At 65.4% G+C, this 16133-nt stretch carries 15 protein-coding genes; 8 read left to right on the forward strand and 7 right to left on the reverse strand.

The window, feature by feature from the left end; translation table 11 throughout:
- Nucleotides 1-16 precede the first annotated feature (16 nt).
- On the forward strand, nucleotides 17-733 hold the full coding sequence (locus ACHFB9_RS10960) for a hypothetical protein (protein WP_417067124.1): 717 nt from the start codon (nucleotides 17-19) through the stop codon (nucleotides 731-733).
- 53 nt (nucleotides 734-786) lie between these two features.
- Here the strand turns inward: ACHFB9_RS10960 and sppA are convergent, their stop codons facing one another.
- Together sppA and ACHFB9_RS10970 are read right to left on the reverse strand one after the other, a co-directional pair.
- A complete protein-coding gene (sppA, locus tag ACHFB9_RS10965; protein WP_417067125.1) occupies nucleotides 787-2622 on the reverse strand; it encodes a signal peptide peptidase SppA in 1836 nt (611 codons plus the stop codon).
- A gap of 126 nt (nucleotides 2623-2748) precedes the next feature.
- Nucleotides 2749-3747 (reverse strand): RNA methyltransferase, encoded by a 999-nt coding sequence (locus ACHFB9_RS10970; RefSeq protein WP_417067127.1) that lies wholly within the window; start codon nucleotides 3745-3747, stop codon nucleotides 2749-2751.
- Nucleotides 3748-3968: 221 nt separating this feature from the next.
- Between ACHFB9_RS10970 and ACHFB9_RS10975 the strand changes: the two genes are divergently transcribed.
- Entirely contained in the window at nucleotides 3969-4445 is a 477-nt protein-coding gene (locus tag ACHFB9_RS10975) for an Lrp/AsnC ligand binding domain-containing protein (RefSeq protein WP_417067128.1), read from the forward strand.
- Nucleotides 4446-4463: 18 nt separating this feature from the next.
- The gene (putA, locus tag ACHFB9_RS10980) at nucleotides 4464-8078 is read left to right on the forward strand and encodes a bifunctional proline dehydrogenase/L-glutamate gamma-semialdehyde dehydrogenase PutA (RefSeq protein WP_417067130.1); all 3615 of its coding nucleotides are present in this window, start codon (nucleotides 4464-4466) and stop codon (nucleotides 8076-8078) included.
- Nucleotides 8079-8096: 18 nt separating this feature from the next.
- Here the strand turns inward: putA and ACHFB9_RS10985 are convergent, their stop codons facing one another.
- Entirely contained in the window at nucleotides 8097-9356 is a 1260-nt protein-coding gene (locus ACHFB9_RS10985; protein WP_417067131.1) for an HD-GYP domain-containing protein, read from the reverse strand.
- Nucleotides 9353-9589 (reverse strand): hypothetical protein, encoded by a 237-nt coding sequence (locus ACHFB9_RS10990; protein WP_417067133.1) that lies wholly within the window; start codon nucleotides 9587-9589, stop codon nucleotides 9353-9355. Before ACHFB9_RS10990 ends, ACHFB9_RS10985 begins: the two co-directional genes overlap by 4 nt.
- 164 nt (nucleotides 9590-9753) lie before the next feature.
- Here ACHFB9_RS10990 and ACHFB9_RS10995 point away from each other — a divergent pair, with 164 nt between their 5' ends.
- From ACHFB9_RS10995 to ACHFB9_RS11005, 3 genes are all read left to right on the forward strand, one after another.
- Nucleotides 9754-10521 carry an HpcH/HpaI aldolase family protein gene (locus tag ACHFB9_RS10995; protein ID WP_417067135.1) on the forward strand — a complete coding sequence of 256 codons (768 nt, stop codon included), beginning with the start codon at nucleotides 9754-9756 and terminating at the stop codon, nucleotides 10519-10521.
- Between the two features lie 123 nt (nucleotides 10522-10644).
- Nucleotides 10645-10830 (forward strand): hypothetical protein, encoded by a 186-nt coding sequence (locus ACHFB9_RS11000; RefSeq protein ID WP_417067136.1) that lies wholly within the window; start codon nucleotides 10645-10647, stop codon nucleotides 10828-10830.
- A 133-nt stretch (nucleotides 10831-10963) separates the two neighbouring features.
- Nucleotides 10964-11368, forward strand: a complete 405-nt coding sequence (locus tag ACHFB9_RS11005) for a hypothetical protein (protein WP_417067137.1) — start codon at nucleotides 10964-10966, stop codon at nucleotides 11366-11368.
- 18 nt (nucleotides 11369-11386) lie between these two features.
- Here the strand turns inward: ACHFB9_RS11005 and ACHFB9_RS11010 are convergent, their stop codons facing one another.
- Nucleotides 11387-12511: an efflux RND transporter periplasmic adaptor subunit gene (locus tag ACHFB9_RS11010; RefSeq protein WP_417067138.1), complete on the reverse strand. Its 1125-nt coding sequence runs from the start codon at nucleotides 12509-12511 to the stop codon at nucleotides 11387-11389.
- A gap of 11 nt (nucleotides 12512-12522) precedes the next feature.
- A complete protein-coding gene (locus tag ACHFB9_RS11015; RefSeq protein WP_417067140.1) occupies nucleotides 12523-13983 on the reverse strand; it encodes an efflux transporter outer membrane subunit in 1461 nt (486 codons plus the stop codon).
- Between the two features lie 272 nt (nucleotides 13984-14255).
- Here ACHFB9_RS11015 and ACHFB9_RS11020 point away from each other — a divergent pair, with 272 nt between their 5' ends.
- A complete protein-coding gene (locus ACHFB9_RS11020) occupies nucleotides 14256-14642 on the forward strand; it encodes a VOC family protein (RefSeq protein ID WP_417067141.1) in 387 nt (128 codons plus the stop codon).
- A 94-nt stretch (nucleotides 14643-14736) separates the two neighbouring features.
- Nucleotides 14737-15390 carry an SLATT domain-containing protein gene (locus tag ACHFB9_RS11025; protein ID WP_417067142.1) on the forward strand — a complete coding sequence of 218 codons (654 nt, stop codon included), beginning with the start codon at nucleotides 14737-14739 and terminating at the stop codon, nucleotides 15388-15390.
- A 43-nt stretch (nucleotides 15391-15433) separates the two neighbouring features.
- On the opposite strand, the gene ACHFB9_RS11030 is transcribed toward ACHFB9_RS11025, so the two are convergent.
- On the reverse strand, nucleotides 15434-16003 hold the full coding sequence (locus ACHFB9_RS11030; RefSeq protein ID WP_417067144.1) for a YSC84-related protein: 570 nt from the start codon (nucleotides 16001-16003) through the stop codon (nucleotides 15434-15436).
- Nucleotides 16004-16133: the final 130 nt, after the last annotated feature.

The following is a 16133-nucleotide window of genomic DNA, read 5'->3' on the forward strand; positions in this document are numbered from 1 at the left end:
GACACAGGAGAGAAGAATGGAAAACGAAGCAGAACTGCTGGCTGAAATCCGCCAGCTCAAAGCATCCCAACGCCGCCTGAAGTTCCTCTGCTGCGGAGTCTCCGCACTGGTCGTTTCAGGCCTGCTGATGGGCGCCGCGACGCTGCGCAACGAGAAGTTCGACGTCATCGACGCCCAGCGGATCAACATCCGTGAGCCTGACGGAACGATACGGATGACCATTTCGAACCGCGCACAATTCCCCGGCGCTTTCATCAGGAACAAGGAAATCGCTCATCCTCGTCCTATGGCGGGCATGCTGTTCATCAACGATGAGGGTACGGAAAACGGCGGTCTGGTTTTCAATGGAGCCAAGAATCAGGATGGCAAACCGTCAAGCGGCCTCAGTCTGACTTTCGACCGTTACCAGCAGGATCAGCAGATGCAGTTGCTCGGCGTGGACGAGGAAGGCAAGCACTATGCGGCGCTCAGCTTCAATGACGTAGCTGATGGATTGACGCGTCCAGTCTTCTCGGACCGGGACAATCAGCTCAACAACAAGGGAGAGGGTGCGATCACGCAGCGCGTCTACCTCGGCAAGACCCAAGGGCAGAACTCGATGCTGAGCCTGCTCGACGGCAAGGGGCGCCCCCGGATCGAGCTCAAGGTCACCCAAGCCGGTCAGGCTTCGATGGTCTTTCTCGACGAAAACGGCCGGGCCGTGAAGACGATCGCAGCAGAAGACATCAAGTAGTCTTCACTGACAGCACGGCGGACTGCTCGCATGGAGCAATCCGCCGCACCCGATTACGGCGCCGCGCAGAGGCAGTGCACGTAGGCGTTGGCCGGATCCTGCCAGCGGGAGAGCGAGCTCGCCGCAGCGTTGATCTCGCGCATCATGCCGGCCACCGCCCCCTGGGCGAAGACCGATTCCTTGCCTTCGGGCGCCAGCGAACTCTGCAGGCTGGAGAACAGGCGTTCGCGAGCCGACAGCGGCTTGGAGATGAAGCTGACCCGGTACTTGTCGAGCTTGGCCCGCTTTGCGGCCGCCTCGATCGCCGCGTCGAAACCGCCCAGATGGTCGACCAGGCCTTTCTCGCGCGCGGTGCTACCAATCCAGACCCGGCCCTGACCGAGGCCATCGACCTGCTCGGGCGCCATCTTGCGCGCCCGGGAAACGATGCCGATGAAACGCCGGTAGCCTTCCTCAATCGTCTGCTGGAACAGATCGGCAGCCTGCGGCGGCAGGGGGCGGCGCAGATCCGGAGCACCGGCGAGCGGCGTCGTCCCGACGCCATCGACGCCCAGACCGGCCTTCGCGATCGGACCGGACAGGTCGGGGATCAGGCCGAAGATGCCGATCGACCCGGTGATCGTCGTCGGGTTCGCCCAGACTTCATCGCCCGCCATCGCGATCCAGTAACCACCCGAAGCGGCGACCGAGCTCATCGACACGATGACCGGCTTGCCGGCCGCGCGCGTCAGATCCAGTTCGCGGCGCATCTGCTCGGACGCCCAGGCACTTCCCCCGGGGCTGTCGACTCTGAGGACCAGAGCCTTGATCGCCTTGTCCTCGCGGACCTGGCGCAGCTGTGCCGCAATCGCTTCGCCACCGACATTGCCCGAGCCCCCCTGACCGTCGACGATGGTTCCCTGGACGACGACGACCCCGATCTGATCCTTGTCGATCTGCACCTTGCCGCGCACGTCGCTCAGGTAGTCGTCCAGGCTCGCAAGCTTGGGATCCTTGCCGTTGGCCGCCGGACCGACGGCCGACTTGAGCATGAAATCGAACTGGTCGCGCGTCTTCAGGCCATCGACCAGACGGGCCGACAGTGCAGCACGGGCCGGATTGCCTCCGGCCGCGCGCAGCAGTGCGGGCGCCTCGTCGGCATAGTGGCGAACCTGATCGACGCCGAGCTTGCGGGCCTTCGCGACATCGGCGAGGTAGCTCTCCCAGGCCGCGCCCAGATAGGCCTTGGCCGATTCGCGGTCGGCATCGGACATGTCGTTGCGCAGATAGGGTTCAACCGCGGACTTGTAGGTTCCGACCCGGAAGACCTGCATCTTGACGCCCAGCTTGTCGAGCAGCCCCTTGTAATAAGTCGGATAGCGCGCAAACCCCGAGAGCAGCACGCCGCCGAAAGGATGGAGGAAGAAGCGGTCGGCTGCCGACGCGAACAGGTACTGCCCCTGGCCGAGGTTCTCACCATAGGCATAGACAGGTTTACCGCTGCGCTTGAAGTCCATCACCGCGGCGTGGATCTCCTCGACCTTCGACAGCGAGGCGTTGTCCAGATTCGTCGGATCGAGCACCAGCGCGCTGATCCGGGTATCGGTCTTCGCCGCACGGATCGCGTCGAGGATGTCGCGCAGCACCGGCTGGGTCTGCTTGTCGCTGTTCATCATCAGCAACAGCGACGGATCGCCCGGAACCTTCTGCTCGACGATGCTGCCCGCAGGCGCGATCACCAGCGCGCTTCCTTCCTCGATCCGCGCCCCGCCCCGTTCGATCAACGCGGCGACGACGAGCGCGACGATCGCGACGAAGACCAGGTTCACGACGATTCGGCGGGAGACATCGACAAAGCGCCACAGTCGCCGGAAAAGGCGGCGGAAAAAGCCGGGGGATGACTCGGACATCAACGAACTCCTATCGGGGGGACGCAATATTCTGTAATTGTCGCTCAGTGTCGCGCAAATCCACTGTGCGGGGCGTGACGCTTATCGCTTAGTGCCTGCGCAGGAGAGGCTTTTGCGCCACAGAGCTCAGCCCAGGGCTCTCGCCCGCAGCTGTCCGCAAGCCCCTTCGACATCCTGACCGGCCGAATTGCGCAGTTTGGTCAGAATGCCCCGACGGTGCAGCGTCTGCGCGATCTCGCGGGTCCGCTCGACCGAGGGGCGGCGAAACTCCAGGCCATCAACGCGGTTGAACGGAATCATGTTCAGCACCGCGTATTTCCCCGACAGCAGCTCGACAATCCCGTCGAGCTCGGCTGCCGAATCGTTGAGCCCTTCGATCAGCGTCCACTGGTACTGGATCGGATAGCTGGTCGCGCGTGCATAGTCTTCGGACAGCGCAACGAGTTCGGCCGGGCTGATCCGCGGCGCGCGCGGCAGCAGCTTCGCGCGCAAGTCCGGATCGGTCGTGTGCAGCGAGACCGCCAGAGCCGGCTTGACCGGCCCCTTGGGCAGGCGATCGAAGACGCGACGGTCGCCGACCGTCGAGAAGACCAGGTTCTTGTGACCAATCCCGCCTTCGAGGCCAAGCAGCGTGATCGCATCGAGCACATTGTCGAGGTTGTGCGAAGGCTCGCCCATGCCCATGAACACGACCTTCTTGACCGGCCTCAGCGCGCGCGCCAGAACGACCTGGGCGAGGATCTCGCCGCTCGTGAGCTGGCGCAGCAGACCGCCCCGCCCGGTCATGCAGAACGCGCAGCCGACCGCGCAGCCGAGCTGGGACGACACGCAAAGCCCGTCGCGCGGCAGCAGCACGCTCTCGACCGATTGCCCGTCGGCGAGATCAACCAGCAGCCGCGCCGAACCGTCCTCGCCGGGGTGGACGGAACGGACCCGCGCGAGCGCGCCAAGCGCCTCGCCCAAGGCAGGAAGATCCGCGCGCAGCGCGCGCGGCAGCACGTTCTCGGCCAGCCGGGGTCCGCTGTCCAGCGCACGGGCAGCGAGCCAGGCGCGCAGCACGCGGCGCTCGTGGCAGGGCTTGGCGCCGAGCGCGGCGAGGCGCTGGCGGATCTCTTCGATGCGCATCTGTATTTCCGGATCGCGCGCGCCGCCGACCGGCGCGCAAAAGGGGGAACAAGTTACCCGAAAAGCCGGTGAGCGGGAATATCGGCGGCGCCGAGTCAACGATCGCGCCCCGGACATTCGACTTTTCATATCCCCGCATTCAGGAGTTTCGTCTATCTGGCAGCCAGAACGCAGCATACGATCCGCCTCATTGCCCGGATCACCGAGAGGATCGCCCGCCGATGAACAAGCTCGACCAGATCGATGTCGCAATCCTCGAAGCGCTGCAGCGGGATGGGCGCACGACCAACGTCGCGCTGGCGCGCCAGGTCGGGCTCAGTCCGACTCCGTGCCTGGAGCGGGTCAAGGCGCTCGAAGCGGCCGGCGTCATCACCGGCTATGCAGCGACGCTGTCGACGGAAGAACTGGGCCTGGGCCTGACCGTGTTCATCGAGATCACGATCGAGCGCTCGTCCGAAGACGCTTTCCGCACCTTTCGCGACGCGGTGATCCAGATCCCGGAAATCCAGGAGTGCCACATGATCGCGGGCGGCTTCGACTACCTGCTCAAGGTGCGCATCCCCGACATGGCCGCCTATCGGCGCTTCCTCGGCGAAGTGCTGGCCCGCCTCCCCGGCATCCGCGAAACCCACAGCTACACGGTGATGGAGGAAGTGAAAGACTCCTCCGCCATCGATCTGAAACACCTGCACCGCTGATCCCCCCTGAGGAAAACCATGAACGCGCTGACCGAACCGTCTTCCACCCACTTGCGCCGCGCGATCGCCGCGCGTCATCGCCGCGCCGAGGTTCTCTGCGTGACCGAGCTGCTCGAAGAGCTGAAGACGCGCGCACCGGACGCCGAACGCGTCGCCAGTCAGGCCCGCGAGCTGGTTACGGCCGTCCGGGCTCAGCGCCAGGGCGCGAGCGGCGTCGACAATCTGATGCACGAATTCTCGCTGTCCAGCCCGGAAGGCATCGCGCTGATGTGCGTCGCCGAAGCGCTGCTGCGCATTCCCGATGCGGGCACCGCCGACAGGCTGATCCGCGACAAGATCGGCCGTGGCGACTGGAGCGCCCATCTTGGCGAAGGCCGCTCGCTCTTCGTCAACGCCGCGAGCTGGGGGCTCGCGCTGACCGGGCATCTGGTCAGCATCAACGCAGAGCCCGAGCTCGGCAACGCGCTGACCCGCGTGATCGCCCGCTGCGGGGAACCGGTGATCCGCAAGGCAATGCAGGTCGCGATGCAGAGAATGGGCCATCAGTTCGTGATCGGCAGGACGATGGATCAGGCGCTCGCGGTGAGCCGCAGTCGCGAAGCGCGCGGTTACGCCTACTCCTACGACATGCTCGGCGAAGCAGCGACGACGACCGCCGATGCCGAGCGCTACACCCGCGACTATCTGAGCGCGATCCACGCGATCGGCCGTGCCAGCGCTGGACGCGGCGTCCAGGGCGGTCCGGGCATCTCGGTCAAGCTCTCGGCACTTCACCCGCGCTATTCGCGCGCCCAGCACGAGCGGGTCATGGCCGAGCTGCTGCCCAGGCTCAAGAGCGTTCTGGTGCTCGCGAAACAGTACGACATCGGCGTCAATATCGACGCCGAGGAAGCCGACCGGCTCGAGCTGTCGCTCGATCTGGTCGAGGCGCTGATCCGCGACCCGGACCTCGCCGGCTGGACTGGGCTGGGCATCGTCGTCCAGGCCTACCAGAAGCGCTGCCCCGCGGTCATCGATTACCTGATCGAACTGGCCCGCGAAAATGAACGCGAGATCATGATCCGGCTGGTCAAGGGCGCGTATTGGGACTACGAGGTCAAGCGTGCCCAGCAGGAGGGGTTCAGCGACTACCCGGTCTATACGCGCAAGGCTCACTCCGACCTCAGCTACCTCGCCTGCGCAGCCCGCCTGCTCGACGCTGCCCCCCTCGTCTATCCCCAGTTCGCGACCCACAACGCACAGACCCTCGCCGCGGTCCACGCGATGGCCGACGAGCGCGGCGTCGAACGCTACGAGTTCCAGTGCCTGCACGGCATGGGCGAGCCGCTCTACAACAACGTCGTCGGCCCCCGAAATCTGGGCAAGACGAGCCGGGTCTATGCGCCGGTCGGCAGCTACGAAACCCTTTTGCCCTACCTCGTGCGCCGGCTGCTCGAAAACGGCTCGAACAATTCCTTCGTCAACCGGATCGTCGATGAGTCGGTCGCGGTCGACGAGCTGATCGAAAACCCCATCGACATCGTCCGCCGCGACGGTCCCCTGCCCCACCCGCTGATCGCGCTGCCCCCCGAGCTCTTCGGCGCGAGCCGCAGCAATTCGGCGGGGCGGGATCTGGCCGACGAGGGCACGCTGGAGGCGACGCGCAGCGCCCTCACTGAGCTCGCCGAGCGGCGCTGGGTTGCCGCACCGCTGATCGCCGGCCGCCCTTCTGCAGGAGATGCCGGTAGGCACATCAGCAATCCTGCCCGACACAGCGAGCCGGTCGGCACCGTCCGGGAAGCGACCCCCGAAGACGTGGAAGCCGCGCTGACTGCGGCCCAGGAACAAGGCTCGGCGTGGACCGCGATGCCCCCGGCCGAGCGAGCTGCGATACTGCGCCGCGCCGCCGATCTGCTCGAAGCCCACAGTGACGAGCTGATGAGCCTGTGCATGCGCGAAGCCGGAAAGACCTGGCCCAACGCGGTCGGCGAAGTGCGCGAAGCGGTCGACTTCTGCCGCTATTACGCGGCGCAAATCAAGAGGCTGGATGCGTCGAGCGGCGGAGTCGTCGTCGCGATCTCGCCGTGGAACTTCCCGCTCGCAATCTTCCTCGGCGAAGTCAGTGCCGCGCTCGCCGCCGGCCACCCGGTGATTGCGAAACCAGCCGAACAGACTCCGCTGATCGCCCATTTCGCAGTCTCGCTGCTGCACGAGGCCGGGGTCCCGCGCGCTGCGCTGCAGCTGCTGCCCGGACGCGGCGAGACGGTCGGTGCCGCGCTGACTGCGGATCCCCGCGTCGGCGGCGTCATCTTCACCGGTTCGACCGAAGTCGCGCGCGAGATCAACCGAAGCCTGGCCGGCCGCGAGGCGATGCTGATCGCCGAGACCGGCGGACAGAACGCGATGATCGTCGACTCCTCGGCGCTGGCCGAACAGGTCGTCCAGGACGTGATCGCCTCGGGCTTCGACAGCGCCGGTCAACGCTGCTCGGCGCTGCGCATCCTGTGCCTGCAGCAGGACGTCGCGCCGCGCATCCTGCCCATGCTGCGCGAGGCGATCTGCGAGCTCAAGCTCGGCGATCCGGCCTGCCTCTCGACCGACGTCGGACCGGTCATCGACGAGCCAGCGCTCGCCCGGCTCCAGGCCCACGTCGAGCGGCTGCGCCGCACCGGTCGCAGGATCTTCCAGCTGCCTCTGCCCAACGAGGCCAGGGAGGGCTGCTTCATGCCGCCAACCCTGATCGAGATCGACTCGCTCGCCGACCTGCCCGATGAGGTGTTCGGCCCCATCGTCCATGTGCTGAGCTTCGACGCCAGCCGCCTCGACGCACTGGTCGACGCGATCAACTCGACCGGCTACGGACTGACTTTCGGTATCCACAGCCGCATCGACGAGACGATAGACCGGGTCGTCGCGACCATCCGCGCCGGCAACGTCTACGTGAACCGCAACATCGTCGGCGCCGTCGTCGGCGTCCAGCCCTTCGGCGGTGAAGGCCTGTCGGGAACCGGCCCCAAGGCGGGCGGCCCGCTCTACCTGCCCCGCCTGCTCGGCACGGCCGTCGTGCGCCCCGAAGCGCTGGGTGTCTCCGGCGCACCCGCCGCAAACGAAGCCCTCGATCTGTTCCTCGCCTGGGCGAAGAGCGAAGGGAAGACGGAACTCGTCGCGAGCGGCCAGGCCTACTCGAAAACATCACTCGCAGGCCTCACGCTGACGCTCCCCGGCCCGACCGGCGAGCGCAACACCGAGCGCTTCGCGCCACGCGGCAAGCTGCTCTGCGTTGCCGAGGACGAAGCTGCGCTGAGCGAGCAGATCGCCGCTTGCCTCGCCAGCGGCAACCAGGCTCTGCTCGCCCCGAGCGAGGCCGCAACGGCTCTGCTCGCCCGCCTTCCCCACGGGCTCTGCGCCGCGATCCGGCCCTGCCCGGACATCGAGGCCGCAAATCCTGCCGCCGCGCTGTTCGCCGGGACGCCCACCGAAGGCGATAGCCTGCGCCGCCGCCTCGCCGGCCGCGACGGCGCCTTGATCCCCGTCATCGCCGCTACGCCGGAGTCGGGTCGCTACCCGCTCCACCGCCTCGTCGTCGAGCGCTCGCTATGCGTCAACACGACCGCGGCCGGCGGCAACACCTCGCTGATGATGCTCAAAGCCTGAGCCTGCGCACGGAGCGCGCTACAGCACAAAGTCCCAGTAGCGGGGGATCGCCTCGCTCAACGCCCGCTCCAGCGCGTCGCGCCCCCCGCCGCTCACCTGCGCGTGAAGTCGGGGGGCGATCTCCAGAAACGCCGCGAGCAGAACCGGATCGAAGTGGGATCCGGACTGCTCCTTCAGGATCGCCAGCGAGCGCTCCACCGAAAACGGCGGCTTGTAGGGGCGCTGCGAGGTCAGCGCATCGAAGACGTCCGCGATCGCAAAGATCCGGGCGGTCAGCGGGATCGCTTCGCCGGCCAAACCCTCCGGATAGCCCGAACCGTCGAAGCATTCGTGGTGGGCCGCGATCACGTCGCGGGCCAGCCCGAGCCAGGAGGACGGCGACGTGATTTCCAGCCCCAGGCTCACATGCTCCTTCATCCGGGAATACTCATCCTCGCTGAGCGGGCCGCTCTTGTGCAGGATCGCATCGGGGATGCCGATCTTGCCTATGTCGTGGAGAAAAGCGCCGGCCATCAGCTCCCTGATCCGCGGCGTGCTCAGGCCGATGTGCTCGGCCAGCCTCAGCGCATAGAAAGTGACCCGGTAGTTGTGCTGACCGGTGTCCGTGTCGCGCCGGGCGATCGCACTGCCCAGAACCTCCATCAGTTCCAGATCGCCGAGCATGATCTGCCGCGCATGGGCGCGAAGCTTGCGATCCAGAGAAATGATGAAGGGATAGAGCAGCAGCGTCGTGAAAGTGACGACCAGCAGCACGAGCAGCAGGCTCTGGCGCGTATGCTGCTTGAGCAAGGCGAGTCGCTCGGGCGGCACTTCCCGGATCGCCTCGATGTGACCAGCCAGCCGACCTCCGGCGGCGAGAGGCATCACGATCCGGATCACGCCCTGTCCGCCGCGCTCAGAATAGTCGGACTGGAACTCGCGGTTCCGCCCCAGCGGCAGCCGACCGCGGAGGCGCAGCTCCGCGAGGACTGGATTCGCTCCGGGAGCGAGCTTCCTCGCGACGAGATGGCCTTCGCGGTCATACAGGGCCAGCATCAGGAAGCCTTCCATCGCGTGGCTGGCGAGCAGGTTCTGCAGTTCGGCACGTTGAGCGGCCGAACCGTTGATCCTGGCCAGCACGGCCGGGGTCACTTTCTCGCCCTCGCCCCTCGCCTGCTCGATCAACTGCAGCCCCATCTGGCGCAATCCAAACCAGTAGCTCGCGCCGCCGATCAGCAGCGACACACAGAGCCAGCCGAGCAACAGGCGCCGGGCGGTGGCAAGGTGAATGCTCTTCATCGTCCCCTCCGCGATTGCGCTTTCTTGATCTTAGCGCGGTCGACGCGCTTCGGGCCCAGTGCCGCCAGGATGACGAGGGGCGCGGCGAGATTCCGAACGCCGATCAGGGCGACACGGTACCGGTCGCGCGCGGTGGAATACCTCAGCCAGCTCATGCAGAGCACCGAATCCGTCACGCAGATCCTCTGCGCGAAGCCACGCAGTTCCTGGAAGTTCAGCTTTTCACTGCACATACTGTGAAGGTCTGGTTCGCATTTTCGTGCCAGACTTGGAATCGCGCCCTTGCTGTTCCCTGCCCCGAAGCGAGATGTGCCGACGAGCAGGAGCCGATCAGCAGGCGCGCCCCACTGCCGCGACCATGGCGGTCGGAGACATACAACCGGACACGAGGAAAGTCATGAGCAAGTCCTTCATCGAATGGGTCGGCGAGCGCAATACAGCACCGCTGGGCAGCTGGCTTGCCGCAGCCTCTCCGACCGTAGCCGAAGCGCTGGGCTGGGCCGGCTTCGACTTCCTGATCGTCGACCTCGAACATGCACCGCTCGAAACCGCCCAGGCGATCGAGCTGCTGCGCGCGATCGCGGTGACCCCGACTCGGCCAGTCGTCCGCATCGCCGACAACGACCCGGTGCTGATCAAGCGGGCGCTCGACATCGGCACCCGGACCCTGATGCTGCCTTTCGTGCAGAACGCCCAAGAAGCCCGTGCGGCCGTCGAAGCGAGCTTCTACCCGCCCCAGGGGATGCGCGGAGTCGCCGCGCTGCACCGGGCCAGCCGCTACGCGACCGACACCGACTATTTCGTGACTGCGAATGCGGATCTGACCCTGATCGCCGAAATCGAAACTCCGGATGCAGCCGACCAGCTCGAAGCGATCGCCGCCGTCGAGGGCATCTCCGCGCTCTTCGTCGGCACGGTCGATCTGGCTGCTTACATGGGCCACATCGGCCGGGTCGGCGCGCCGGAAGTACAGGCCAAGCTCAAGAGCATTGCGCAGCGCTGTCGTGCCGCCGCCATCCCTTGCGGCTGCGCGGCGCCCAGCGTCGAACTCGCGCAGCGCTTTCTGGGCTACGGCTTCGACTTCATCACGGTCGCGTCCGACCTCGGCCTCATGATGAATGCCGCGCGCAATGCCCTCGTCCAGCTGACCGACAGGGAGAGCTGAGACCCGGCCCCCGGGGCGGCAGGCTTTTTGCCTCAAGCGCGAGAAAAGACTTCCCGCCCCCTCATCCGATTCGCGCAGACCCCGAAGGCTTTCATCGGCTTTCAGGCTCTGTTCGCGAATGCGGTGGAATTCCTCCCAGCGCATGAAGCGGGCGAGATGCTCGCGCGGCGCGAAGGCGATGTCGTTTTCATCCCCGCCGGGCCGGAGTATCCGCACCAGATCATCAACACCTCCGGCGCGCCGCTAAAATACCTGTCGATCAGCACCCGGCAGGGCCCGCAGATCTTCTGCATCCCCCGATTCCGGTAAATTCCTGGCCCGCGCCAGGCGTGGGCAAACCGTCCATTTCGAGACGATCCGCGCCGGAAGCAAGAGCGTCGACTACTGGGGGCGGGCCCTGACGGACGAAGGGCAGCGCAATTTGACGCATCAAGGAATGGCAATGACAGACACCGACGCTAGCCCGTCAGCGAATTCGACCGTGGACGCCCCGAACCGCGAGCCTGCGGATGTGGGCGCACGCGTCGCCGCTATTTACGCGCTGGTCGCGCATCGGCTCTCAGCTTTCTACGATCACGACCACTGGATCACCCAGGCCCAGGGAGCGGCGCTGTGCAACGACTGGCTGATGCGCTCGAAAAAGACCCTGTCGCAGACCGAGCGCAAGCAGCTCTCCGATCTGAGCGAGCAGATCGCCACGCAGATCAGGGATTCGCTGTCTCGCGAAGCCGGCCTCTATACGGCCCATGAGCTGATGGAATCGCTCGACCCGCGCTACGTCTCGGAGCTTGGCGCCTCGATCATGGACGAATGCCTGCGCGTGCTGAAGGAATCGGACGCGCGCTGACGAGCCGCCCGGCGCGTTTCAGGATTTGGCCGCCGCCTGCACCGTAACGGACTCTCCCGGCTTCAAGGCTTGAAGATCGCGAACGATCACGCGTGAGTGCTCGTCCACGCCCGATATGACCTCCTTCAGACCGGCCCGGCTGCGACCGATCGTCACGTCGAGCGCTTCGACCTTGTTGTCGGCATCGACCGTGAAGATCTGATCGCCCGAGCCTTGGTGCAGCACTGCGGAAGCGGGAACGACGAGCGCCTGCCTTTTGATCGCCAGCGTTCCGGAGACGAAGAGCCCGGCCTTGAAATTCGTATCGGTGGGCAGATCGACGTAGACGAAACCATTCCGCGTGCTCAGGTCTATCGTCGGGGAAACCTGCCGCACATGGGCCTTGATCTCCCGCCCCAGCGGACTCCTGATCACCACCTCCTGTCCCGCGGAGAGCTTCAGCAGCGTCTCGCCCTTGACCTCGGCCCGCCATTCGAGGCGGCCCTGGCGGATCAGCCGGAAGAGCTCGCTGCCCGCCCGGACGATCGCCCCTTCGGTCGCGAAACTCGCCGAGATCACTCCGTCATCGGGCGCAATCAGTGTCGCCGAATCGAGCTTGTGCTTCTGCGTCTTGACCTGGGCCTGGATCGCATCAAGGCGCGCCGTCGCCGTCTGCTTCTGGGTCTCGTACAGACTCAGATCCTGCTTGCTGACGCCGCCCGACGCGGCCAGACGCTTGGCGCGCGCCAGGGTCGCGTCGGCCTGCGCCAGGGTCGCCTGAGCTTCCAGCAGCTGGGCGTTCACGGCTTCCAGCTCCGCTTCGGCGGTGGCCGGGTTCAGCTGGGCGAGCACCTGCCCCTTCTTCACGACATCTCCGACGCTCACCTGAACGCTGAGCAAGCGCAGGCCGCCGACCTCGGTTCCGACGCTGATCTCCCGCCAGGGCATGATGTTGCCATGCGCTTCGATCTGGTCGGGCCACATCTGAAGCGTGGGCGTGACCAGCGCCACCTCGCGCAATGCGGGCGCAGACGCGGCAGCGGCAGGAGCGCTTGCGGCGGAAGAAGGTGCAGCCCCCGCCGAGCCGGCGGCGAAGAGCGGCGATGCGGCGGACAGCGCGATCGCGACGAGCGCGGAGAAACGAACAGATTTCGACAGGGACATCATGACTGGACTCACCAGGAGTTAGTTGCGGGCTCGCCGCGCATCGCGGTTTCTGGATCGGGATCGTACTGGGACGCCCCGCCGGTGGCACGGTTCAGCGCGACCCAGGCCTGCAGCCTCTCCTTCTGGACACCGAGCAGGGTCTGCTGCGCATCGAGCATGGCGCGGCGCGCATCCTCGAGTTCGAGCAGATTGCTCGCCCCTTCCTTGTAGCGATCCTCGACCGTCGCGAAGAAGCGCTGGTATTCGCTGGCGGCAACGCGCGCATTCTCCGCACGCTCATCGGCCGCCGCATAGCGGGTCAAGCCATCCTCGACCTCCTGGATCGCGCTTCGCGCGCGAGCCTTGTAGTCGGCGAGCGATTCCTCGTAGCGGGACTTCGCGATCTCGACCGCGGCCTTGCGACGTCCTGCGTCGAAGATCGGCAGGCTCAGCGAAGGGCCGAAAGACCAGTTCCCGAAGGACAACGCACCGCTCCCCGTCCCGCTGGTAACCGAATAGCCGAGGGAGCCGTTGAAGGCCAGGCGAGGATAGCGGTCCGCTTCGGCGAGACCGATGTCGGCCGATGCCGCGGCGAGCCTGCGCTCGGCGGCCCGGATGTCCGGGCGCTGCATCAAGGCCCGTTCCGGACTCTCGATGCTGAATCGCTTGGGCACGCGCAGCCGATCCAGCCCCATAGGCTTCTCGGCGAGAATAGCCATCAGGCTTGCACGGGGGACGCCGGTCAGAAAGGTCAGCAGGTTTTCGATCTTCCGGCACTGCGCCCGCGTCTCGGCAAGCCCGGTCCTCGCCTCGGCGACCGAGGCCTTGCTGCGTATGCCCTGATAGGGCGCGGTGAAGCCGGACTCGACGCTGGCGGCCGTCAGCTTCTCGGTCGCGATCCGGGAAGTCATGTCCTGCTCGCTCAGCGCAAGACTCGACTGGCAGGCCCGGTGGTTCAGATAGGCATCGGTCACGTCGGCCGAAAGGCTGACCCGCACGTCGTCCAGAGTCGCGACCTGGGCCTCCTCGCGCGCCAGCTCGCCCTCCTTGCCGCGCTTGACCGATCCGAACAGATCGAGCTCCCACGAAGAGTTCAAGGACAGCCAGGAGTCTGTCTCCACGGTGCCGCTGCTCGAAGAGCGCTCACTCCCGCCCTTGGCGCCGACCGTCGGACTTCCCGCCGCCTTGGCCTGACCGTACTCGAGGCGTGACTGCGCCAGCTTCGCCTTCGCCGCTTCGAGGCTAGGGCTGGAGACGAAAGCCGCGTCGATCAACTTGTTCAGGATCGGATCGGCGAGCTTATTCCACCACTGGGGCCAGGGATCAGCGGGAGCGCCGGCGGAATCGGCGGGCGAAGTCCACTGTGCTGGCACATCGGTTTCGGGCAGCTTCGGGGCCTTATAGTCGGGCCCGACGGTCATGCATCCGGTGAGCGAGAAAAACAGGCAGAGGGCGCCCCATCTGGCTCGGGGCGCAATACGGCGGAACATCGTTATCCTTTTCCGGGCCTTGGCGTTCGAGCAAAACCGCCCCCGCGGGGGACTACACCGATCAGAGGTGGCTCAGACTGGCCCGCCCGGAAAGATGACGTGATGTCCCCGCCACGTCAAACCGTGTTTTGACACAGCTTGTATCAGAGCCTCGCCGGGCGATCCGTGCCCCTGAATTCTGCGCAGGGCCCAACAATAGTTGGCCCCGACAGGCTCTTTGGAAGCGTAGACTGCGAAGCTATCGCCCCTCACCGAACGGATCAGGAGAGAAAATGATCGATCATATCGGCGTCACGGTCAGCGACTTCGCGAAAAGCCGTGATTTCTATGCACAAGCTCTGGCTCCAATAGGCTACCAGCTGATTGCCGAGATTCCCGCCTCGGTGACCGGACACGCCGACACGGCCGGATTCGGCGCGCCCCCCATCCCCGACTTCTGGATCGGCCAGGGCACGCCCAACAATCCCCCGGTCCACATCGCATTCCAGGTCGGCAATCGTGCCCTCGTCGACGCCTTTCACAAGGCCGCCCTCGCCGCGGGCGGGCGCGACAGCGGAGGGCCGGGCCTTCGTCCTCTCTATCATCCGGACTATTACGGGGCCTTCGTGCTCGACCCCGACGGCCATAACATCGAAGCGGTTTGCCACTTGCCGGAGTGAGCGGAAGCGACACGGATCCGCCGGCCGGCCGCGACACGCCCATGACCTGGAACGGGATCACACCAGGCAAGCAGAACAGCTACCTTGCGCAGCGATGTCGTATCGAACCCACAAGCTCAGCGAAGTCAAGGCGGTCTATTCGACGATGAAAAACAATCTGAAACCCACAGCCTTCCCTTCGCTGCAGTGGTCAGCCCAACAGCGGCGCGATTCGCTGGACAAGCTCTGTGCCTGGGCCACCGAAAAGGGTGACGACGCAATCGCCTGGTATTTCTCCAAGAAGTCCGCGCATCAGATCTTCTGCCGGATATTCCGGGTAAGCGCCATCCTCCTCGTCGCCTTCTCGGGAATCCTGCCTCTGCTCAACGAAGTCACCCACAACGCGATTCATTCGCTGTGGTCGGCCCTTGCGCTGGCCATCGCGGTGACTCTGGTCCTGCTGGACCGCTTCTATGGCTTCACGAGCGGCTGGATACGCTTCATGCTGGCCGGCCAGCAGATCGCCCAGCTGCTCGAGGACTTCCAGCTCGAGATCGAAAGACAGAAGCTGCTGTGGCGCGAGGACATCCCCTCCCAGCAGGAAACCCTGGCCATGATCGACGCGAACCAGTGCTTTCTTGACCGCCTGCAGGACATCGTCAGGAAGGAGACGCAGCAGTGGGCGCGAGAGTTCTCCGAGGTTCTGAAGCAGATCGACGAACAGATCAAACTCAAGCCGACGGGCACCGGAGATCCGCGCAAGCCATGAATCCGGACGCGCGCGAAACCGGCCCCGAAGTCCGCAGGCTAGGCTAGCGCTTGATCGGTGAGATCTTGGTGCCTTCGATCGAGAGCGTGGCCATCAGACCCTGCTGGTCGAAAATGAAGGCATAGGCATCATCTTTGAGCGTCGACGACGTGAGGTTTCTGGCGACGCCCTCATTGACCGCGACCACCGATGGTCCAACGCCGATTTCCCAGCCCTTGGACTTGTCGAGGTATTTGACGGCCTTGTTGCTCATCAGGAAGACGACGTAGCTGTACGACTCGGCGCCGGCCTGCCAGCCCCACGAAGCGGAAACCGAATTGTAGTAACCGGCTGGCTGGCCACCTTTCATCAGAACACCTTCGCCATAGGCGCCGCCGAAGACCAGTCCGGCTTTGACGATGTTGGGGAAAACAAGAATCCCCTTGGCATGTTTGCCGATGGTTTCGGCGGTCGGATTGGTCTTGTAGAGTTTTTCGAGCGCCTGCGCGGCGTCACGGCTGAGGTCTTCGGCCGTCGCGGCGATGGCTTGGCTGCTGAGCGCAGCCAGAGAAACGGCAGAGACGGCCACCAACAGAAGGCTTTTCATCGAGCGTACGAGGGAGGTCATGATCATGTCCTTTAAGTCGATTGAAGCAACGCGGCAGGAAAGCAGGCGCTTTTAACTGTATCCGGACGATCAGCACGGGGCAGCTTGAGTCTTGAATTCCTGTAGGCAGGCTAGCCTGCCGGGGTCTTGCGCACCG

Source organism: Niveibacterium terrae (assembly GCF_048213115.1).
GTDB lineage: Bacteria > Pseudomonadota > Gammaproteobacteria > Burkholderiales > Rhodocyclaceae > Niveibacterium > Niveibacterium terrae.